This window comes from Bartonella sp. AU18XJBT (genome assembly GCF_028618595.1).
In the GTDB taxonomy this organism is placed as follows: Bacteria; Pseudomonadota; Alphaproteobacteria; order Rhizobiales; family Rhizobiaceae; genus Bartonella.
The window spans coordinates 26425-48338 of record NZ_JAQITE010000007.1; the positions used below are offsets into that span (position 1 = coordinate 26425).

Genomic DNA, 21914 nt, shown 5'->3' on the forward strand with positions numbered 1-21914 from the left:
TGGATGGGTGATGATAAATATCAAAGTTGATGGCAAAGAGATTGAAGTTCCTGATTACTACACGTTGCTTCAGGCTGCTGAGGCGGCGGGTGTTGAAGTGCCACGTTTTTGTTTTCATGAATCTTTGTCAATTGCTGGAAATTGTCGTATGTGTTTGGTTGAGGTTAAGGGTGGTCCTCCAAAACCTCAGGCTTCTTGTGCTATGGGGGTTCGTGATTTACGATTAGGGCCTAACGGTGAAGCACCTGAGATTTTTACCAATACGACGATGGTAAAAAAAGCACGTGAAGGTGTTATGGAATTTCTTCTCATTAATCATCCTTTGGATTGTCCAGTGTGTGATCAAGGGGGGGAATGTGATCTTCAAGATCAAGCAATGCTTTATGGGCGAGATTGCTCTCGTTATACAGAAAATAAGCGTGCTGTAGAAGATAAATATATTGGACCTCTTGTCAAAACTGTTATGACACGGTGTATTCATTGTACACGGTGTGTTCGTTTTACAACAGAAGTTGCAGGTATTTCTGAGCTTGGTTTGATCGGTCGTGGTGAAGATGCTGAAATTACGACGTATCTTGAAAAGGCTATGACATCTGAATTACAGGGAAATGTTATTGATCTTTGTCCTGTAGGAGCTTTAACTTCAAAACCTTATGCGTTTCATGCTCGTCCGTGGGAATTGGTAAAAACGGAATCGATTGATGTGATGGATGCGCTTGGTAGTGCGATCCGTATTGATAGCCGTGGCCGTGAAGTTATGCGGATTATGCCGCGTACGAATGAAGATGTAAATGAGGAATGGATCTCTGATAAAACGCGTTTTATTTGGGATGGATTACGGACTCAGCGGCTTGATAAACCATATGTACGCAAAGATGGAAAGCTTCAACCTGTCAGTTGGACAGAAGCTTTTGCAAAAATTAAAATGGTGATTTCTAAAATTTTTCCCGAAAAAATTGGAGCCATTGCTGGAGATCTTGCGTCTGTTGAAGAAATGTATGCTCTTAAAGCATTATTGAGCTCTTTGGGCTCAACACTTTTTGATTGTCGCCAAAGAGGGGGGGCTTTATCGCCTGAGTTTGGGCGTTCGAGTTATATTTTTAATCCGACGATTGCAGGTATTGAACAGGCTGATGCATTGCTTATTGTGGGATCTAATCCACGTCATGAAGCGGCTGTTTTAAATGCGCGTATTTTAAAGCGCCAACGAATGGGAAATTTTCCTATTGCATTAATTGGAGAGAAAGTCGATTTACGTTATCCTTATTCTTATCTTGGATCTGGGAGTGATACATTAACGACACTTATTCGTGGAGAGGATGTTTTTTTTAATGTCTTAAAAGAAGCAAAGAGGCCCCTTATTCTTATTGGAGAGGGAGCGGTTTCAGGAAATGAAGGTTTATCTGTTTTAAAAAGTCTTGCTAAATTAGCTGATAATATTGGTGCTCTTAGTGAAGAATGGAATGGATTTGGAGTTCTTCATAATGCAGCATCAATTGTTGGAGGGTTGGACATAGGCTTTACTTCTAAGCTTGGGGTTGCAAATATACTTAAAACCTGTGAAGTTTTATTTTTGCTTGGTGCTGATGAAGTAGAATTAGCCAATACAAAAGCTTTTACAATTTATATTGGGAGCCATGGTGATAATGGTGCACATGCTGCTGATGTTATTTTGCCTGCATCTGCTTACACTGAAAAATCAGGGCTTTATGTGAATACAGAAGGACGTGTTCAAATGACAAATCGGGCTGGTTTTGCTCCAGGTGAAGCAAAAGAAGATTGGGCTATTTTGCGTGCTTTATCGGATATTTTAGGACAAAGGCTCCCTTTTGATTCTCTTTCTCAATTAAGGCAATGCTTGTTTAATGATTATCCACACCTTTGTGCTGTTGATGATATAGTGCCTTCTGATATAAGTGGACTTAAGGCACTTGGTTCAAAAATGGTTTCTCTAGAGAGTCAAACATTTACTTCTATGGTTAAAGACTTTTATTTAACAAATCCGATAGCACGTGCTTCTGCTGTTATGGCTGAATGTTCATCTCTTGCAAAAAACCACGCTACGCAAACTGTAAAGTAAGGGCAAAGGAAAAGAAATAATGATGTATGATTTCTTTATGACTTGGCTGTTGCCATTACTCATTATAATCGGAAAAACCCTTCTTCTTTTGGTTATTCTTTTGATCTTAGTTGCTTATCTTCTTTACGCAGACAGAAAGATTTGGGCCGCTGTACAATTGCGTCGTGGACCAAACGTTGTTGGTCCATGGGGTTTGTTACAGTCTTTTGCAGATTTAATTAAATTTGTTGTTAAAGAGCCTATTATTCCTGCAGGTGCAAATAAGGGTGTTTTTCTTTTGGCTCCTTTTGTTTCAGCGACACTTGCTTTATCAACTTGGGCTGTTATTCCTGTCAATGAGGGCTGGGAGGTTGCGAAGATTAATGTTGGCTTGCTTTATATTTTAGCTATTTCATCTCTTGAGGTTTATGGTGTTATTATGGGGGGATGGGCATCAAATTCAAAATATCCTTTCTTAGGAGCTCTTCGTTCGGCGGCACAAATGGTTTCTTATGAAGTTTCCATTGGTTTTGTGCTTGTGACTGTCATTTTAATAAGTGGTTCGTTGGATCTCACAACAATTGTTCATAAACAAAGTTCTGGAATTGGTACAACTCTTGGTCTTCCTTTTAACAGTTTTCTCGATTGGAATTGGTTGGTCCTTTTCCCAATGTTTATTATATTTTTTATTTCTGCGCTCGCAGAGACAAACCGTCCTCCATTCGATTTGGTGGAAGCAGAATCTGAACTTGTAGCTGGTCATATGGTAGAATATTCTTCAACACCTTACATGCTCTTCTTTCTAGGTGAATATGTTGCGATTGTTTTAATGTGCGCATTAACAACTATTCTATTTTTGGGCGGTTGGTTGCCTCCCTTAGATGTTTGGTGGCTTAACTGGGTTCCTGGTGTCATTTGGTTTGTTTTAAAAGTCTGTTTTGTGTTTTTTTGGTTTGCTATGGTTAAAGCATTTGTTCCACGTTATCGCTATGATCAGCTCATGCGGCTTGGTTGGAAGGTTTTTCTTCCTCTCTCACTAGCAATGGTTGTGATAACTGCTGCTTTTTTAAAGTTTACGGATTTCGTTTAAGAGGAGATTTTACGATGTCAGGTTTTATTCAGGCGGCAAAGTCACTTCTTCTATTGGAATTTGTGAGTGCTTTTTTCTTAGCTATGCGTCAATTTTTTTCACCAAAGCCCACAATTAATTATCCTTATGAAAAAGGTTTTGTATCTCAACGTTTTCGCGGTGAACATGCATTGCGTCGCTATCCAAATGGTGAAGAACGGTGTATTGCTTGTAAATTATGTGAAGCAATTTGTCCTGCTCAAGCGATTACAATTGAAGCTGGACCGCGGCGCAATGATGGTACGCGTAGAACTGTCCGTTATGATATAGACATGGTTAAGTGTATCTACTGTGGTTTTTGTCAAGAGGCTTGTCCGGTTGAAGCTATTGTCGAAGGTCCAAATTTTGAGTTTGCGACGGAAACACGTGAAGAACTTTATTATGATAAAGAAAAGCTTTTATTGAATGGAGATCGCTGGGAGCGAGAAATTGCTCGAAATATATTGATGGATGCGCCTTATCGCTAAGTGTATCGTTAAATGAGGTGTCGGATATTTTTCCGATAAATTGTAATCTGGTATGAAGTTTATACCAATTGTTTGAATAATTAAGGAGAAGCCTATGCTAACAGATCTAGCGGCGGCATTTTTCTATTTGTTTGCTTTTATTATGCTAACAAGTGCAGTTATTGTTATTACGGCACGCAATCCAGTACATTCTGTTTTGTTTTTAATTCTCGCATTTTTTAATGCCGCAGCTTTATTTTTGCTTGCAGGAGCAGAGTTTTTAGGGCTTATTCTGCTTGTTGTGTATGTTGGAGCTGTCGCTGTTTTATTTTTGTTTGTCGTTATGATGCTTGACGTTGATTTTGCTGAGTTAAAGAGTGGAACTCTTCGGTATGCTCCTATTGGAGCTCTTATTGGTGTTATTATCGCTGTAGAATTGATTGTTGTTTTTGTGAGTAGCTATTTTTCTCCAGTATTGAGAACGCATGTTACGCAACCAATGCCAGATTTAGCGCAGCGAACAAATACACAAGCATTAGGTGATATTCTCTATACGGATTATGTTTTCTATTTTCAAATTGCTGGAATGATTTTATTGGTTGCAATGATTGGGGCTATTGTTTTAACACTTCGTCATAAATTAGGAGTAAAGCGGCAGTCTATTGCGGAGCAAGTTTCTAGAACGGTAGAAAGTGCCATTGAAATCAAACAAGTTGAATCAGGCAAAGGTATGTAAGGGGGGGGCTATGTAGATGTATATTGATATTACACATTATCTCACTGTTTCTGCTTTGATGTTTACAATTGGTATTGCTGGAATTTTTCTCAACAGAAAAAACGTGATTATTATCTTGATGTCCATTGAGCTTATATTGCTTTCAGTTAATCTCAATTTTGTTGCATTTTCAGCATTTCTTCATGATCTTGTTGGTCAGATATTCGCTTTATTTGTCTTAACCGTAGCAGCTGCTGAAGCTGCCATTGGTTTAGCAATTCTGGTCGTTTTTTTCCGTAATCGTGGTTCCATTGCGGTTGAAGATGTTAATGTAATGAAAGGCTAACCAGTGATGTATTATATAATTGTCTTTCTTCCGCTTTTGGTTTTTTTAATTGCTGCACTAGGTGGAAAAACGATAGGAGATCGTGCGAGTGAATTGATAACATGTAGCTTTATGGTTGTTGTTGCCATATTATCGTGGATAGCATTTTTCAGTGTTGCACTTGGCCATACTCCAGCGATTGATGTATTGGTATTACATTGGCTTGACGTTGGTGGTTTAACTTTTGATTGGGCTTTGCATATTGATACATTAACAGCTGTTATGCTTATTGTTGTAAATAGTGTTTCGGCATTAGTGCATATTTATTCAATTGGTTATATGCACCATGACCCTTCAAGGTCTCGTTTTTTTTCTTATCTTTCTTTGTTTACATTTATGATGCTTATGTTGGTGACCTCCAATAATTTGATCCAGATGTTTTTTGGATGGGAAGGTGTGGGGCTTGTTTCTTATTTACTTATTGGTTTTTGGTTTCAGCGCGATTCTGCTAATAAGGCCGCAATGAAAGCTTTTGTAGTTAACCGTGTTGGAGATTTTGGTTTTCTCCTAGGTATATTTAGTATTTTTGTTTTATTCCAATCGGTTGATTTTGCCTTTATTTTTGCAAAAGCTGCAAACAATAGCTTTATACAAAATATGACATTTTTAGGTTGGCAATTTGATGGGCAGACGGCAATTACCATTACATGTCTTTTATTATTTATTGGTGCGATGGGAAAATCAGCACAATTTCTTTTACATACTTGGCTGCCTGATGCAATGGAAGGGCCAACCCCCGTATCAGCGCTTATTCATGCCGCTACAATGGTAACGGCTGGTGTTTTTATGGTTGCGCGTATGTCGCCAATTTTTGAACTTTCTTCGACTGCTTTGACCGTGATTATTATTGTTGGTGCAACAACAGCGTTTTTTGCAGCAACTGTGGGGTTGGTGCAGAATGATATTAAACGTGTTATTGCTTATTCTACATGCTCTCAACTTGGTTATATGTTTGTGGCATTAGGTGTTGGAGCTTATGGCGCTGCTGTCTTTCATCTTTTTACGCATGCTTTTTTTAAAGCCTTATTGTTTCTTGGTGCAGGTTCTGTGATTCATGCTGTATCTGATGAACAAGATATGCGAAAAATGGGTGGGTTACGCAAACATATAAAGGTCACATATTGGATGATGATGGTCGGGACCATTGCATTGACCGGTGTTGGAATTCCAGGAACACTTTTCGGGACTGCAGGTTTTTTCTCAAAAGATGCGATTATAGAGTCTGCTTTTGCATCCCATAATATTGCTTCAGGATATGCTTTTTATCTTCTTGTTTTTGCTGCCTTTTTAACAAGTTTCTATTCATGGCGGCTTATCTTTATGACATTCCATGGTAAACCACGGGCAACAGTTGATGTTATGCATCATGTTCATGAATCGCCCCCAGTTATGTTGATTCCACTCTTTCTTTTATCTATTGGAGCAATATTTTCTGGTGTCGTTTTCCAACCTTACTTTTTTGGTGACTTGTATAATTCTTTTTGGAAGGGAGCATTATTTACAAGCAGCCATAATCACATTCTTCATGATGCCCACCATGTTTTTAATTGGGTAAAATGGTCGCCATTTATAGCGATGGTTCTTGGGTTTCTCTTAGCTTATTTATTTTATGTTTCTATTCCATCTCTTCCCAAGAAAATGGTTCGTATTATGCCAAGAGCATATAACTTCCTTTACCAAAAATGGTATTTTGATCAATTATATAACTTTTTGTTTGTTCGTCCTACCTTTAGAATTGGTTCTTTTCTTTGGAAAGTGGGAGACGGTAAGATTATTGATGGTTTAGGTCCTAATGGTATCGCAGCGCGTGTTGTTGATATTACAAATAGAGTTGTTAGAATGCAAACAGGCTATCTTTACCACTATGCATTTGCAATGCTTATCGGTGTTGCATTACTCATTACATGGATGATGATCGGGGGCGTAAACTAATGACCGATTGGCCTATTCTTTCTACGGTTACATTTTTGCCACTTGTTGGTGTGCTTCTGATTTTGTTTATCAAAGATGATAGTGAAGTAGCACGCCATAATATACGTAATGTCGCATTTTTTACGACTCTATTTGTTTTTATTATTTCTTTAATTATTTGGATAGGATTTGATTCTAGTAACCCAAATTTTCAAATGGTTGAAAAATCCAGTTGGTTAGGGGGTGGCATTAGCTATCATATGGGGGTTGATGGTATTTCTATTCTTTTTGTTGTTCTCTCGGCTTTCCTTTTGCCTTTCTGTATTTTAGCAAGTTGGGAGAATGTTAAAGAGAGATTAAAGGCTTATATGATTGCGTTTCTTCTTCTAGAAGTTGCGATTATTGGCGTTTTTTGTGCTCTTGATGCAATGCTGTTCTATGTTTTTTTTGAAGGCAGTCTCATTCCAATGTTTATCATTATAGGTGTATGGGGTGGAGCACGTCGTGTTTATGCAAGTATAAAGTTTTTTTTATATACTTTACTTGGTTCAGTGCTTATGCTGGTTGCTCTTATGGCTATGTATTGGCAGGCTGGGACGCTTGATATACCAACTTTACTCAATTACCAGTTTCCTGCTCATATGCAAATATGGTTATGGCTTGCATTTTTTGCTTCTTTCGCAGTTAAAATGCCAATGTGGCCGGTTCATACATGGCTCCCTGATGCTCACGTAGAAGCACCGACAGCGGGTTCCGTTATTTTAGCTGGTGTCTTACTCAAATTAGGTGGGTATGGTTTTCTTCGTTTTTCTTTGCCTATGTTTCCTATCGCTTCAGCGGATTTTGCACCTTTGATTTTTACATTATCGCTTATCGCTATTATTTATACGTCATTGGTCGCACTTGTTCAAAATGACATCAAAAAACTTATTGCTTATTCTTCAATAGCGCATATGGGGTATGTGACAATGGGTATTTTTGCTGCGAATGAACAAGGAATACAAGGGGCTATTTACCAGATGCTATCCCATGGAATTGTTTCAGCAGCGTTGTTTCTTTGTGTTGGGGTTATTTATGATCGCTTGCATACACGTGAAATTTCAGCGTTTGGTGGTTTAGTGAATAATATGCCTAAATATGCTGTTGTTTTCTTAATTTTCACTATGGCAAATGTTGGTTTGCCTGGAAGCTCAGGATTTTTGGGTGAATTTTTAACCTTAATAGGTGTTTTTCAAGTCAATAAATTGGTTGTTGTTTTAGCAACAACAGGTGTTATCTTATCGGCAGCCTATGCCCTTTATCTTTATCGGCGTGTGGTTTTTGGTTCCTTGGATAAAGAGAATTTAAAAGTATTAATAGATCTTTCTCTAAGAGAAAAATTTCTCCTCTATCCAATGGTTATTCTTACAATATTCTTTGGTATCTATCCAACGCCTATTCTTAAGGCAACGGCGTTTTCCGTAGAAACCCTCATCAATAAACTGCACTAGATAAGGGAAGAATGCACATGCAAACTGAAATAATAGCGCAATTAGTCTTAATTCTTCCAGAGCTTTTAATTGCATTAGGAGCTGTCGTGTTGCTTGTGATTGGTGTTTATTCCAATACACGTGCTTCTTTAACAGTGACAGGTTTAGCCATGGCGATTTTTATGGCAACCATTATTATTCTTATAGTTTTTCCGAAAAATGGTTCATTTCAAACCAATGCGCTTATTATAGATTCTTTCGGTCGTTATATGAAAATTTTAATGCTTATTGGTGCACTCTTTTCTCTTATCATGTCTGTTGGTTTTGCTAATGCACAAAAGTTTAATATATTTGAATTTCCAGTGCTTGTTCTTTTAGCAACCCTTGGAATGATGTTTATGATTTCAGCGGGTAACATGCTGTCGCTTTATATGGGGTTAGAACTGCAATCTTTAGCTTTATATGTTTTAGCAGCGATTAATCGTAATAATGTAAAATCTTCTGAAGCCGGCATAAAATACTTTGTTTTAGGGGCATTATCTTCAGGGTTGCTGCTTTATGGTATTTCTTTACTTTATGGTTTTACCGGTCAAATTGGTTTTCACGAAATTGCTCTTGCTTTAAAAGGTAAAAATGTACAATTGGGGGTTATTTTTGGAATTGTCTTTATTTTAGCTGGTTTGGCTTTCAAAATTTCTGCTGTTCCATTTCATATGTGGACACCTGATGTTTATGAAGGAGCACCAACACCGATTACAGCATTTTTTGCTGGTGCCCCTAAAGTTGCTGCAATGGCTTTAATCATCCGTATTATTGTGATGACATTTATTCCCTTAGGACGTGTTGATAATGTGATGCCTGCATGGCAACAAATTTTGATCTTCATGGCGATTGCATCAATGATACTGGGTGCATTTGCTGCAATTGGTCAAAATAATATTAAGCGCTTGATGGCTTATTCGTCGATCAGTCATATGGGCTATGCACTTGTTGGTTTATCTGCTGGAGATATGCTAGGAATAAAAAGTGTTATTCTTTATATGACGATTTATCTTGGAATGACGATTGGCTCGTTTGCTTTTATTCTTGGAATGCGCTCTCAGAATGGCAATGTTGAAAATATTTATGATCTTTCAGGGTTAGTAAAGACAAATCCGTTTATGGCTATTGTGATGACAATACAGCTGTTCTCTTTAGCAAGTATACCTCCTATGGCTGGTTTTTTTGGGAAGTGGTATACATTTTCTGCGGCTGTCCATGCTGGTCTGACGCCACTTGCAGTCGTTGGGATGATAGCGTCTGTCGTTGGGGCTTTTTACTATTTGCGAGTCATTAAAATTATGTGGTTTGATGACGTAAAAGCGCATTTTGTTGCTTTATCGAATGAGCTTCAATTTTGTCTTGGTCTTTCTGCATTGTTTATTTTATTTTACGCGCTTTTTGGAGTTTGGTTCGCTGAGCTAGCAGAAAAAGCAGCAGCAGCATTGTTTTAATGAATATGGTTTATACTTTATCAGATTTTGCACAAAAACAGGGATACACTATTGAAGCGTACGATAGTGTTGATTCAACAAATCTCATTGCACAACGAAAAGCACAAGCTGGTCATCAAGGTAATCTTTGGATTGTTGCACAAGAACAATCACAGGGAAGAGCAAGAAGAGGGAGAACTTGGTCTAGTCCAAAAGGGAACCTTTATTCTAGTCTTTTATTAATTGATGATATTGTTCATCAAACTGCAGCTCAACTTGGTTTTGTTGCTGGAATAAGTGTGGCAGAGGCAATAAAACAATTGATAGAAGAGGACAAGCAGACAAACAATATTGTGAGTTTAAAATGGCCAAACGATATTTTGCTCAGAGGAGCAAAAAGCTCTGGAGTTTTGCTTGAGATTTTAAAATTGTCATCACAACAATATGCCTTGGTTATTGGTATTGGAATAAATGTGAAATATAATTATGAAGATGCACCCTATCCCACTTCAAGCTTAAAGAATATCGGTTTGCATATTGAAGCAGAACAATTATTTACGGTTTTGACGGACTGTTTTTCTAAAAATTACTTTCTTTGGAAACAACCAAAAGGATGTGAAACAATCCGAAAAAAATGGCTTTTATATTCTGCTCACCTTGGAAAACATGTCAAAGTGGTGAATGATGAAAAAGTCATTGAGGGTGTTTTTGATGGTCTTGATAGTGATTTTAACTGCATTATAAAGCAAAAAAATGGTCAGATAGCCGTTATAACAGCTGGAGATGTTCATTTTGGTTCTGCTGCTTCTATTAATGCAGGTCGTTATTAAAAAATTATTTTACCATCAGATGCCTTAATGATTTTGGGAGATGTTTATGGTTGCAGCCAATAAGAATGAATTTGTTTTTTTACCTCTGGGAGGTGTAGGTGAAATAGGGATGAATTTAGCTGCTTACGGATTTGGTCCCAAAAATCTTCGTGAATGGCTGCTGGTTGATATGGGGATTAGTTTTGCTGGTTCTGAATTACCAGGAGTTGATCTTGTTTTGCCTGATATTCGTTTTTTAGAAAGTGAAAAACATAATATACGGGGTCTTGTTTTAACGCATGCACATGAAGATCATTATGGGGCCGTTCTTGATTTATGGCCAAAGTTACAAGTGCCAATTTATTGTACGCCTTTTACGGCAGGATTATTGGAAACTAAAAAACAATTAGATTTTGAATCTCAAAAAATTTTACTCAATATTTTTCAAGCTGGTGATTGTTTTCAGGTAGGTGCCTTTGCTGTAGAGGCTATAGCTGTTAACCATTCAATACCAGAATCTGTATCTTTAGCAATTACAACCTCTTTGGGAACTGTGATTCATACGGGTGATTGGAAAATTGATCACACTCCTTCACTCGGGGCTGTGACGGATGAAAAAAGATTTCGTGCTTTAGGCAAAAAAGGTGTTTTAGCATTACTTTGTGATTCCACAAATGCATGTCGGGATGGTATATCTCCATCAGAGCAGCAGGTTCAAGCCAGTCTTTCTGAGATTATTTCCAAAGCTGAAGGGCGCGTTGCAATAGCAACTTTTTCTTCTAATATTGGTCGGATACGTTCTATTGCTCTTGCAGCTGAAGCTGCTGGACGTAAGGTGCTTGTCATTGGGCGTTCCCTTAAGCGAAGTATTATGGTTGCACAAGAGCTTGGTTATATGAATGGTTTAGCGCCATTTGTAACGGAAGATGATTATGGTTACATCTCGCGAAAAGATCTTGTTTTAATTGTCACAGGGAGCCAAGGTGAGCCGTGTGCTGCCTTGGCTAAACTATCACGTGATGGAATGAGAAATATTGCACTTTCTGCTGGTGATACCGTTATTTATTCATCACGAAGTATTCCAGGAAACGAAAAAGCGATTATTGAGGTACAAAATCGTTTCATTGATTTGGGTATTGAAATTATCACGAATGAAGATGCACTTGTTCATGTTTCAGGCCATCCCCGTCGTTCAGAACTTTTACAGATGTATGATTGGGTAAAGCCACAGATACTTGTTCCTGTACATGGGGAAGCAATACATCTTAAGGCTCAGGCAACTTTAGCGCGTCAAGCGGGTATTAAAATTGTTACAGATATCAGAAATGGACATATGTTACGTTTTGCACCAGAGCCTGTAGAAGTTGTTGATCAAGTTCCTGTCGGCCGCATCTATAAGGATGGTTGCCTAATTGGAGATGAAAATGAACTAGGGATTCGTGAACGTCGCAAACTAAGTTATGCTGGTCATGTTACTATTTCTCTCCATATAAATAGTAAGCATGAATTATTAGGGGATATAGGTCTAACAACATTCGGGTTACCTGAAAGTAATGGAAAAGGGGAAAGTTTAAAAGATATTCTTTTAGATATTGTAGAAAATACAGTTTACAGTATCCCACGCATGAAACAGAAAAATAATGAACTTATTCGAGAGGCAACACGACGTGCTGTGAGGGCGGCTGTTTATGAAATTTGGCAAAAAAAACCTATCTGTACAGTTTTTTTACATCGGTCAAAATAAAGAACTTTCATATTACGTTATTTAAAAAGAGAAGAGCATTTTTATTTTATGCTAAATAAGAAAAATAGAGAATGAAGCACAATAAATTTTTAAATAATAAGGTCGTTATATTTGCAAGTATTCAGAATGCGGCTATAGATGAGTAGAGGGTGTGATAAATTGTTCCGATATGATAGGTCTGATTAGGAGTTAATTATTTCAATGCGTCTTTCTCAATATTTCCTTCCACTTTTAAAAGAGAATCCTAAAGAAGCAGAAATTGTTTCTCATCGCTTCATGTTACGCGCTGGAATGATTCGACAACAAACATCAGGAATTTATTCTTGGCTTCCTTTGGGAAAAAAAGTGCTTGATAAAGTTTGTAAAATTATTCGTGAAGAGCAAGAACGTGCGGGTGCAATAGAAATATTGATGCCTACAATTCAGTCTGCTGATCTTTGGCGTGAAAGCGGTCGTTATGATGATTATGGTTTGGAAATGCTTCGCATTAAAGATCGTCAAAAGCGTGATTTACTTTATGGTCCAACCAATGAAGAGATGGTAACAGATATTTTTCGCTCATATGTTCGTTCTTATAAAGATCTTCCGCTTAATTTGTATCACATTCAATGGAAATTTCGTGATGAAATTCGTCCACGTTTTGGTGTGATGCGGGCACGAGAATTTTTAATGAAAGATGCTTATTCTTTTGATCTTGATTATGAAGGCTCTAAAACATCTTATAATCGTATGTTTGTTGCTTATTTACGCACTTTTTCTCGCCTTGGCTTAAAAGCAATTCCTATGCGTGCAGATACAGGTCCAATAGGGGGGGAGCTCAGTCATGAATTTATCATTTTGGCTGAAACAGGAGAGAGCGCTATCTTCTGTGATAAACAATTTCTTGAACTTATCGTTCCCGATAGTTCAATTGATTTTAGTGATAAAGCTGCTTTAGATGATATTGTTAAACAATGGACATCTTTTTATGCAGCAACGGAAGAAATGCATAATGAAGAGGAGTGGGCTAAAGTTTCTGATCATAATTGTCTTTCAGCGCGTGGTATTGAAGTCGGACATATTTTCCACTTTGGCACGAAATATTCTGCTCCAATGGGAGCAAAAGTTATGGGACAAGATGGAAAAGAGCATGTGGTCTCTATGGGATCTTACGGTATTGGACCTTCACGTCTTGTTGCGGCCGCTATTGAGGCTTCTCATGATGAAAATGGTATTATTTGGCCAAAGTCGATGGCACCGTTTGATTTTGGGATTATCAATATGAAACTCGATGATGAAAAATGCACACAGGCGTGTGAGTTTCTCTATCAGGGATTAAAGGAGGTTGGTTTTGATCCGTTATTAGATGATAGAAATGAACGTCCTGGATCAAAATTTGCAACAATGGATTTGATTGGTTTGCCAACGCAAATCATTGTTGGTCCTAACAGCATTGCACAAAATGAAGTTGAAATTAAAGATCGCAAAACAGGAATAAAAAAATCTCTAAAGGTTGAAGATGTGCTCAGCCAACTTTCTATAATTTAATAGGAAATGTTATGAAGAGGCTGAAAAACAAATGGTTTTCATCTTATGAGTGGATGATCGCTTTTCGTTATATGATCCCCAATAAAAAACATGTCGTTGCATCTGTTATTTCAATTATTTCTCTTATTGGGATTATGTTGGGCGTATTTGCTCTGGTTGTTGTTATGGCGGTGATGAATGGCTTTCGTACAGAACTTCTCAATCGTATTCTTGGTATGAATGGGCATCTTATTATTCAAACAGTTGATTCTAGTTTTTCTGATTATAAGACTCTTATTTCTTCTTTAGAAGCTACAAACGGTGTGAAGTTTGCTTTACCTGTTATTGAAGGTCAAGCGCTTGTTCAAGGTGAAGTTCAAGGTGGCTCTGGCGCGTTAGTTCGTGGTATGCGCAAACAAGATCTAGAAAAGCTTAAAACAGTCTCTCAAAACATTAAATTAGGATCGATTTCTCGGTTTGATCAAGAAGAAGGTGTTGCAATTGGAAGTGGCTTAGCAGAAAAATTGGGACTGACAGTTGGAAGAGATATTCGTATTATTACTCCAGATGGTGACGAGACTCCTTTTGGCGTTACCCCACGTGTGAAATCTTATAAAGTCGTTGCTATTTTTGAAGTTGGTATGTCTGAATATGATTCAATATTTATCTTTATGCCTCTCCATGAAGCACAAATGTTTTTTAATTTAGGAGATAAGGTTCAGTCTTTAGAATTATTTCTAAATGATCCGGATGCGGTTGATCAAATAAAACCTGTTGTAGAAAAAGCAGTTGATCAACAGGTCTATTTAATTGATTGGCGGACACGCAATCAGGCTTTTTTTTCAGCCTTACAGATTGAACGAAATGTTATGTTTTTCATTCTTTCTCTAATTGTTCTTGTTGCTGCTTTAAATATTATTTCAGGGTTGATTATGCTTGTAAAAGATAAAAGTCATGATATTGCAATTTTACGCACGATGGGGGCTCAACAGAGTGCGATTTTGCGTATATTTATCATTACAGGGATGATGATTGGTTTTATTGGAACTATATTGGGTTTAGTTTTAGGTGTTATCGCGACCGCGAATATTAATCATATCCAAGACTTTATATCTTGGTTATTTAATGTCGACGTTTTTAATCCTCAACTTTATTTTTTAACAAAATTGCCTGCACAAATTGAGTGGAAACAGACCATCTTGGTTGCTATGATGGCTTTATTCTTGTCGTTTCTTGCTGCTCTCATTCCGGCATGGCGTGCTGCTAAGCTAGATCCCGTACAAGCTTTGAGGTATGAATAATGACAGCTATTTTAGAGCTTGTAGAGATTGAAAGACGCTTTTTCGAGAGTCATAAACCGCTTATTGTTTTAGATAAAGCGAATTTTATTCTTAATCGTGGAGAGCTTGTTGCACTTGTTGCACCATCTGGTGCTGGAAAATCAACACTTCTTCATATTGCTGGATTATTAGAAAAACCAACAGCTGGTGATGTGATGTTACGGGGGGTTTCTTGTGCAAAGCGCTCTGATAGTGAGCGAACAGCTATAAGACGAAATGATATTGGTTTTGTTTATCAATTTCATCATTTACTTCCAGAGTTTACGGCATTAGAAAATGTCATGATACCGCAAATGATAGCAGGATTAAAAAAATCCATAGCGGAAGATCGTGCGCGCAAATTATTGACGTATCTGCGTGTTTCTCATCGTGCTGATCATCGTCCCTCAGAGTTATCGGGAGGAGAACAACAACGTGTTGCTATTGCACGTGCCGTAGCAAATGGCCCTTCGGTTCTTTTAGCTGATGAACCTACAGGAAATCTTGATCCCGTAACTGCAGCTTACGTCTTTCAAGCTTTATCTATCCTTGTTCGTCAATCTGGTCTTTCTGCTCTTATTGCAACACATAATTACGCTTTGGCTAAGCAAATGCATCGACGAATTACACTTAAAGAACAAAAGATTATAGAACTTCCTTAAAAGCAAGGTAAAAATTTTATACGATTAATTGAATAGTTTATATTACTTTATTCAAGGAGATTTTTCATGACAGTTTTTGTCGTTGACAAAAATCAATTAGATGTACGTCGTCGTCGATTGATTTTTCGTGCATGGCATCGCGGTATTCGTGAAATGGATTTCATTTTTGGACATTATGTCGATGCCCATATTACTGGAATGAATGATAAAACACTCTCTGAACTTGAGTATATTATGTCTTTTGATGATCGTGATTTACTCATATGGATTACTGGAGAAATTTCGCCACCCTCTGAAGTTGATAGTCCACTTTTTCGTGATATTGCCAATTATCGTACTTTCTTAAGTTATTAATCCCGATGCCTATATTTAAAAAAATTGTTATTCCCCCAAATAATTCTGTTCGTATGATTTTAGATGGAGTTATTGATGGATTTGAAGCCTTTGCGCTTGCTAAATTAAGTTCAGAAATTGCACAAGGTAAACCGCTCATCTATCTTGTCCGCGACGGAACAAAAATTGTGCATTTACAACAAGTTTTAAATTTTATTGAGCCCAATTTACCCGTACTTCAATTTCCTGCATGGGATTGTTTGCCTTATGATCGTGTGTCACCAGGAATTGCTGTTATGGCACGTCGACTATCAGCATTGGCACACATAGCAAATTTACGTAAAGATCCACATCCTGCAATTATATTAACAACAGCAAATGCGATTATGCAAAAGTTGCCTCCTCGTGAAATGATAGAAGCTCAGCTTATTCACGCATGTGTTGGCCAGCGCAATAACATGGGAAATCTTATTCAATTTCTAGAAACCAATGGTTTTGAACGCGTTACGGTTGTCCGTGATGTTGGTGAGTTTGCTGTAAGAGGAGGAATACTTGATATCTTTTCTCCGATGGATGTTGAACCTTTACGTCTTGATTTTTTTGGAGATACCCTAGAAAGTATCCGCGTATTTGATCCAGAAAGTCAAAGGACAACACGCCAAAAAACTGAACTTTTATTACAGGCAATGAGTGAGGTTGTTCTTACACCAGAATGCATCAGCCGTTTTAAAAGCAATTATACCCGTACATTTGGCGTATCACAAAAAAATAACATGCTTTATGAAGCAATTGCTCAAGGTCGGCGCTTTTCCGGTATGGAACATTGGCTTCCATTTTTTTATGAAAACCTTGATAGTTTTTTTGACCATTGTGGCAACGTACCGATCGTTTTTGAGCATCTTATAGAAGAAGTCTTCATTGAGCGCTATCGTCTTATTGAAGACTATTATAACGCGCGCAAAGAGCACGAAAATGATGAAAAAAATTCTACTTCTTATCATCCAATAGATCCTAGTCTTTTCTATTTAACGCCAGAGCGTGTTTTGAAAGATGTACAACAATCTTCACAGCGTATTGATTTTTCGCCTTTTAATATTCCACAAAGTCTAGAACAAACTGTTATTCATACCAATATTAAACAGGGATATGATTTTGTAAAAGAGCGTAATGCGCAGGAAAAAAATGTTTTTTCAAGTGTTATTGATCATATCGCATCTTTACGCACTGCTGGTAAAAAAGTGCTTTTAGCGTGTTGGAGTGAAGGATCTCTCAATCGTTTGCTACAAGTTCTCGACGAGCATGGATTGAAAAAAATAGATGTTGTAAAATCCTTGCAAACTGTCAAAGCAACCCCACGAGATCGCATATTAGCAGCTATTATCATGATAGAACATGGTTTTGAGGCTGAAGATTTAGCGGTTATAGCAGAGCAAGATATCCTTGGCGATCGTTTTATAAGATCGCCAAAGCGGCGTAAAAATAATACAAATTTTATTTCTGAAATTTCTGCTTTAAATTCTGGTGATATTATTGTGCATATCGACCACGGTATTGGACAATTTGTTGGTCTTAAAACCATCAAAACCACTGGAATTTTACGAGATTGCCTTGAAATTAGATATGCTGGAGGTGATTTACTCTTTTTACCTGTTGAAAATATTGAACTTCTCTCACGTTATGGCTCAGAAGGAACAGAGGTAACTTTAGATAAATTAGGGGGTGTTGCTTGGCAAACACGTAAAGCTAGGCTTAAAAAACATTTATTGGAAATGGCAGGGCAATTAATCCGTATAGCTGCAGAGCGTATGACTCGTGCTGCGCCTGCTTTACTTCCACCAGTTGGACCATTTGATGAGTTTGTTGCTTGCTTTCCTTATGAAGAAACGGAAGATCAAATGAATGCAATTGATGCTGTTTTAGACGATTTAGCCTCAGGAAAGCCTATGGATCGCTTGATATGCGGTGATGTTGGTTTTGGAAAAACCGAAGTAGCTATTCGAAGTGCTTTTGTCGCAGCATTAAATGGATATCAGGTTGCTGTTGTTGTACCGACAACCTTGCTTTCACGTCAACATTACAAAACATTTATTTCGCGTTTTCAAGGATTACCGGTTAAAATTGGACATGCTTCAAGGCTTGTAAAAGCGAAAGAACTTGCACGAGTAAAAAAAGGTCTTTCAGATGGTACAATCGATATTGTCATTGGAACTCATGCATTATTAAGTGGTGCAGTTAATTTTTTACGGTTAGGCCTTCTCATCATTGATGAGGAGCAGCATTTTGGTGTCAAACACAAAGAGCGTTTAAAAGAGCTTAAAAGTGATATTCATGTTCTCACACTTTCAGCAACTCCCATACCGCGCACTTTAGGGTTAGCATTATCGGGTGTACGTGAACTTTCATTGATAACAACACCTCCCATTGATAGAATGGCGGTTCGTACTTTTATTTTACCATTTGATGCACTTGTTATACGAGAGACCCTGCTTCGAGAATACTATCGTGGTGGACAAAGTTTTTATGTTTGTCCACGTATTTCTGATTTGGCTTTTGTAGAAGAATATCTCAAAACACATGTACCAGAACTGAAATTCGTTGTAGCTCATGGACAAATGCCGGCAGGACAACTTGATGATATCATGAATGCATTTTATGATGGACAATATGATGTACTGGTCTCAACAACCATTATTGAATCAGGTCTTGACATTCCAACAGCCAATACCCTAATTGTGCATCGCGCTGAGATGTTTGGCCTTTCTGCCCTTTATCAGTTACGTGGTAGGGTAGGGCGTTCAAAACAACGTGCTTATGCTCTCTTTACATTTCCTGCTGGTAAAGTTTTAACAGCTGCTGCTGATCGTCGTCTTAAAGTTTTACAATCTCTTGACACCTTGGGGGCTGGTTTTCAATTGGCAAGCCATGACATGGATATCCGCGGTTCAGGCAATTTTTTAGGTGAAGAGCAATCAGGGCATATCAAAGAAGTTGGATTTGAACTTTATCAAAAAATGCTTGAGGATGCTGTTGCTGAATTAAAAGACGGGGAGCTAAATGAAGATAAGCAGTGGTCTCCTCAAATTTCACTTGGTACAACAGTGATGATACCAGAAAGTTTCGTGCCTGACTTGCCATTACGTATGGGGCTTTATCGTCGTTTAACAGAACTTGATGATTTAGAACAAATTGATGAATTTGCAGCAGAGTTAATTGATCGCTTTGGTCCTTTACCGCTTGAAGTTCAACATCTCCTTAAAGTCTTTTATATTAAAACATTGTGTCGAAAAGCACATGTAGAAAAATTAGATGTTGGACCAAAGGGTATTGTTATACAGTTTCGCAATAACTATTTCGCAAATAGTGTTGCTCTTGTTCAGTGGGTGGGAAAACAAGGTTCAATGGCAAAAATTCGACCAGATCAAAGTATTGCTCTCATTCGTGATTGGTTCACAGCGGATGAAAGGCTTGTTGGAGCAGCGAATATTATGACACAGCTTGTCGAAATGGCAGAACAACATTCTGTTTAAAATTTTTTTATTGATTTAGAATTATTACTTATTTTTATAAAAATGAATTTATAATAAAGGAAATCCTTATATATTGATTTTGAGTTTTTGTACAATACGTATTGATACAGTGAAGAAAATAGATTAGATGGCGTAACTGCAATGAATAGCACTTGCATACAATAAGCTTCTGTAAATTTTGTAAAAAACAAAAATTTAGGTAAAGATAGCATGCTTTCTTCATTACAAAAGTGTCTAACTATCGTTTTTTTATTACTCACTTTGATGCATGGCGTAAAAAACGCTCACGCTGAGTTGTTTTCTGAGGAACAATACCAACATTTAAAAAACAAAAGAAAGAATATTAAAGAGAGAATACAATTTATTGAAGAAAGTATATCTCATTTAGATATTTGGGAAAAAAATATTTCTAAAGCAGAATACTATGAGCGTTTGCGGGAACAGAATAAGTTGTACAAAAAACTGAAAACTATGAAGGATGAATATTATAATCTTGGTTCGAAATTACAGGATCTATTTGAAAAAAAACAAAAAATTATCTCTAGGATACATATAGCGAGAGAGTACGAAGTAGGGGAGTATGAAGAAAAGTTGATTAAAACAAAAGACTATTTAAAAAAAACACAAATGTTTAATGAATGGGGAATGAATGAGAACAGTGGAAGTGATGATGAGATAATGAAAAATTATCTCATGTTTATTATTGCTTGCAACACGTTAGCGGATACACTGCAAAGTGATATAGGTGCTATTTTGCGCAAAGATTTTGATTGGAAAGATAAAGATTTTAGTTGGGCAAAAGACGCAAACCATTCAATAAGTCCTAATTTAGTCAGGGATATTAAAGAATTACTAACAGATGGCTCTTATAGTTATGAAAAACAAATATTTGACGATATAAAAAATAGTCTTACAGGAGATAATTGGTTTGTGAAAAATGCACCTGTGTTTTGCAGAACCATTAAGGAAGTACATAATATAATGCTTCCAAACAAGAGAAAGAATATTATAGATCGTATGCGTTCTCATGTTGAAGAATTATTCAATTAAAAAGTATTGTTTGATTTATGTAGAAATGTGTTAAAAATAGAAAAATATTTAATTTTCTTAAAATTGTAGTTTAGACACTTCATGAAGAATAATGCTATAAGAATATCCTATTAAAAATTTACTCAGATAAATACAGATAAATTAAGATGATATACTAAACAATAGTGAAAATAGTCTAGTGATAATATATTTTTAATTTTTTAAATTATTATTTATAATAAAATAATTTTATACATATAAGATATTACTATTATATCATATAAGATACATATTAAGTAATAATCTTATATATCTTTTTTATGCTTGTTTTTTGTGTTTGTATATTTTTATCTGATTATTATTTTAATAAGGATACATCTCATATCATAAATCATATTTCGTTAATACAATAAGAAAGATATTTCACTGTTTTATATAAGAAAACAAAATGATATTTTGAATTCATTTTTGCTTAAAATTTAAATCATTGACGATTTGTATCTTTGATGTTGTGAAAGATGAAAAAATTATAGGAATTTATCATTTTAACAAATTCTTTTATTTGAGAAATAACTTAAAATAAATTGATAAAAGCTATATTTTTTATTCACGTTATAAAGCTGAGAGATAATATTTGTACAGAGCTGTAATATATAAATGTTTAATATATGAGCATAAATTTATTATGCCTTTGGGCACGTAAGATGATTCATAGAGGGTATTTTTATTCCTTTATTCAGTAGTTTTATCTATAAAACTAACTCCTCTTGTGATGTGCAAGTGGATAAATTTTATTGTTTCAATATAAGAGAAGTTTACGCTATTAGGATCTTTCATACAATATAGAAAAAAGATAAATTATTATTATAAATTAATATGTTATTATATTTTAAGGAAGTTTATTATAAATAAAATATTTTCAGCAGTTATAGATTTTTTCTCTAAGAAAATGTGTTGTTTAATTAAGAAAAAAGCACTTCTTTAGTAGCTTATTTTTAAACTAAACTTTTTAGTTAAAAGCTATGGAATATAAAATTTTTATTACAAAAGCGTATCACCATTGTTTTGTAAACAAGGGCAGAAGATTGTCCATTACCAAAAAGTTCTCTTACAATTATGCAGAAATTTTAGACAATAAGTGGCTTTAATTCATCCAATGTTTCAATAATACCGTAAATGATTTTGTTTTTGTGTATTACACGAGGCACATAAGAAAAACAGTAAAATTTACCTGATATTTTGGAGATTCATGCATTGCAACACCTATTGCTAAGGCTCCATAAGCTTAACATGAAGAGTAATAAATGTAAAAAGTTTAATTAGTAAGATTTTTAGAGTAGTATTGAAGTTTATTTTAATTAATATTGCAATATTGATTCGTTTGTGTAATCTTAATTGG

General features: G+C 36.3%; 16 protein-coding genes. All 16 read left to right on the top strand.

The window, feature by feature from the left end:
* Positions 1 to 10: 10 nt before the first annotated feature.
* The 16 genes from nuoG to PVV60_RS03685 all read left to right on the top strand — a co-directional run bounded on the left by nuoG (position 11) and on the right by PVV60_RS03685 (position 20536).
* Positions 11 to 2080, top strand: a complete 2070-nt coding sequence (gene nuoG / locus PVV60_RS03610; protein ID WP_273723182.1) for an NADH-quinone oxidoreductase subunit NuoG — start codon at positions 11 to 13, stop codon at positions 2078 to 2080.
* A gap of 22 nt (positions 2081 to 2102) precedes the next feature.
* Positions 2103 to 3149 (top strand): NADH-quinone oxidoreductase subunit NuoH, encoded by a 1047-nt coding sequence (gene nuoH / locus PVV60_RS03615; protein WP_273723223.1) that lies wholly within the window; start codon positions 2103 to 2105, stop codon positions 3147 to 3149.
* A 14-nt stretch (positions 3150 to 3163) separates the two neighbouring features.
* On the top strand, positions 3164 to 3655 hold the full coding sequence (gene nuoI, locus PVV60_RS03620; RefSeq protein WP_273723184.1) for an NADH-quinone oxidoreductase subunit NuoI: 492 nt from the start codon (positions 3164 to 3166) through the stop codon (positions 3653 to 3655).
* 94 nt (positions 3656 to 3749) lie between these two features.
* Positions 3750 to 4370 carry an NADH-quinone oxidoreductase subunit J gene (locus tag PVV60_RS03625; protein ID WP_273723185.1) on the top strand — a complete coding sequence of 207 codons (621 nt, stop codon included), beginning with the start codon at positions 3750 to 3752 and terminating at the stop codon, positions 4368 to 4370.
* 16 nt (positions 4371 to 4386) lie between these two features.
* On the top strand, positions 4387 to 4695 hold the full coding sequence (gene nuoK, locus PVV60_RS03630) for an NADH-quinone oxidoreductase subunit NuoK (protein ID WP_015856359.1): 309 nt from the start codon (positions 4387 to 4389) through the stop codon (positions 4693 to 4695).
* Positions 4696 to 4701: 6 nt separating this feature from the next.
* Positions 4702 to 6666, top strand: a complete 1965-nt coding sequence (nuoL, locus tag PVV60_RS03635; RefSeq protein WP_273723224.1) for an NADH-quinone oxidoreductase subunit L — start codon at positions 4702 to 4704, stop codon at positions 6664 to 6666.
* Positions 6666 to 8135 carry an NADH-quinone oxidoreductase subunit M gene (locus PVV60_RS03640; RefSeq protein WP_273723225.1) on the top strand — a complete coding sequence of 490 codons (1470 nt, stop codon included), beginning with the start codon at positions 6666 to 6668 and terminating at the stop codon, positions 8133 to 8135. The genes nuoL and PVV60_RS03640 overlap by 1 nt, the downstream gene beginning before the upstream one ends.
* A gap of 17 nt (positions 8136 to 8152) precedes the next feature.
* On the top strand, positions 8153 to 9607 hold the full coding sequence (gene nuoN, locus PVV60_RS03645) for an NADH-quinone oxidoreductase subunit NuoN (RefSeq protein WP_273723187.1): 1455 nt from the start codon (positions 8153 to 8155) through the stop codon (positions 9605 to 9607).
* Positions 9607 to 10416: a biotin--[acetyl-CoA-carboxylase] ligase gene (locus PVV60_RS03650; protein ID WP_273723188.1), complete on the top strand. Its 810-nt coding sequence runs from the start codon at positions 9607 to 9609 to the stop codon at positions 10414 to 10416. The genes nuoN and PVV60_RS03650 overlap by 1 nt, the downstream gene beginning before the upstream one ends.
* A gap of 46 nt (positions 10417 to 10462) precedes the next feature.
* Complete coding sequence (locus PVV60_RS03655; RefSeq protein ID WP_273723189.1) at positions 10463 to 12139, top strand: ribonuclease J; 1677 nt, start codon at positions 10463 to 10465, stop codon at positions 12137 to 12139.
* A 201-nt stretch (positions 12140 to 12340) separates the two neighbouring features.
* Complete coding sequence (gene proS / locus PVV60_RS03660; RefSeq protein ID WP_273723190.1) at positions 12341 to 13666, top strand: proline--tRNA ligase; 1326 nt, start codon at positions 12341 to 12343, stop codon at positions 13664 to 13666.
* Between the two features lie 11 nt (positions 13667 to 13677).
* Positions 13678 to 14946 carry a lipoprotein-releasing ABC transporter permease subunit gene (locus PVV60_RS03665; protein WP_273723191.1) on the top strand — a complete coding sequence of 423 codons (1269 nt, stop codon included), beginning with the start codon at positions 13678 to 13680 and terminating at the stop codon, positions 14944 to 14946.
* Positions 14946 to 15626, top strand: a complete 681-nt coding sequence (locus tag PVV60_RS03670) for an ABC transporter ATP-binding protein (protein ID WP_273723192.1) — start codon at positions 14946 to 14948, stop codon at positions 15624 to 15626. The genes PVV60_RS03665 and PVV60_RS03670 overlap by 1 nt, the downstream gene beginning before the upstream one ends.
* Positions 15627 to 15692: 66 nt before the next feature.
* Positions 15693 to 15980 carry a succinate dehydrogenase assembly factor 2 gene (locus tag PVV60_RS03675; RefSeq protein WP_273723194.1) on the top strand — a complete coding sequence of 96 codons (288 nt, stop codon included), beginning with the start codon at positions 15693 to 15695 and terminating at the stop codon, positions 15978 to 15980.
* 5 nt (positions 15981 to 15985) lie between these two features.
* Complete coding sequence (gene mfd, locus PVV60_RS03680; RefSeq protein WP_273723195.1) at positions 15986 to 19486, top strand: transcription-repair coupling factor; 3501 nt, start codon at positions 15986 to 15988, stop codon at positions 19484 to 19486.
* A 210-nt stretch (positions 19487 to 19696) separates the two neighbouring features.
* Positions 19697 to 20536 (top strand): hypothetical protein, encoded by an 840-nt coding sequence (locus PVV60_RS03685; RefSeq protein ID WP_273723196.1) that lies wholly within the window; start codon positions 19697 to 19699, stop codon positions 20534 to 20536.
* Positions 20537 to 21914 lie beyond the last annotated feature (1378 nt).

Excerpts from the sequence above, each read along its gene's own strand:
- nuoG (WP_273723182.1), top strand. The coding sequence starts at position 11 with ATGATAAATATCAAAGTTGATGGCAAAGAGATTGAAGTTCCTGATTAC.
- nuoH (WP_273723223.1), top strand. The coding sequence starts at position 2,103 with ATGTATGATTTCTTTATGACTTGGCTGTTGCCATTACTCATTATAATC.
- nuoI (WP_273723184.1), top strand. The coding sequence starts at position 3,164 with ATGTCAGGTTTTATTCAGGCGGCAAAGTCACTTCTTCTATTGGAATTT.
- PVV60_RS03625 (WP_273723185.1), top strand. The coding sequence starts at position 3,750 with ATGCTAACAGATCTAGCGGCGGCATTTTTCTATTTGTTTGCTTTTATT.
- nuoK (WP_015856359.1), top strand. The coding sequence starts at position 4,387 with ATGTATATTGATATTACACATTATCTCACTGTTTCTGCTTTGATGTTT.
- nuoL (WP_273723224.1), top strand. The coding sequence starts at position 4,702 with ATGTATTATATAATTGTCTTTCTTCCGCTTTTGGTTTTTTTAATTGCT.
- PVV60_RS03640 (WP_273723225.1), top strand. The coding sequence starts at position 6,666 with ATGACCGATTGGCCTATTCTTTCTACGGTTACATTTTTGCCACTTGTT.
- nuoN (WP_273723187.1), top strand. The coding sequence starts at position 8,153 with ATGCAAACTGAAATAATAGCGCAATTAGTCTTAATTCTTCCAGAGCTT.
- PVV60_RS03650 (WP_273723188.1), top strand. The coding sequence starts at position 9,607 with ATGAATATGGTTTATACTTTATCAGATTTTGCACAAAAACAGGGATAC.
- PVV60_RS03655 (WP_273723189.1), top strand. The coding sequence starts at position 10,463 with ATGGTTGCAGCCAATAAGAATGAATTTGTTTTTTTACCTCTGGGAGGT.
- proS (WP_273723190.1), top strand. The coding sequence starts at position 12,341 with ATGCGTCTTTCTCAATATTTCCTTCCACTTTTAAAAGAGAATCCTAAA.
- PVV60_RS03665 (WP_273723191.1), top strand. The coding sequence starts at position 13,678 with ATGAAGAGGCTGAAAAACAAATGGTTTTCATCTTATGAGTGGATGATC.
- PVV60_RS03670 (WP_273723192.1), top strand. The coding sequence starts at position 14,946 with ATGACAGCTATTTTAGAGCTTGTAGAGATTGAAAGACGCTTTTTCGAG.
- PVV60_RS03675 (WP_273723194.1), top strand. The coding sequence starts at position 15,693 with ATGACAGTTTTTGTCGTTGACAAAAATCAATTAGATGTACGTCGTCGT.
- mfd (WP_273723195.1), top strand. The coding sequence starts at position 15,986 with ATGCCTATATTTAAAAAAATTGTTATTCCCCCAAATAATTCTGTTCGT.
- PVV60_RS03685 (WP_273723196.1), top strand. The coding sequence starts at position 19,697 with ATGCTTTCTTCATTACAAAAGTGTCTAACTATCGTTTTTTTATTACTC.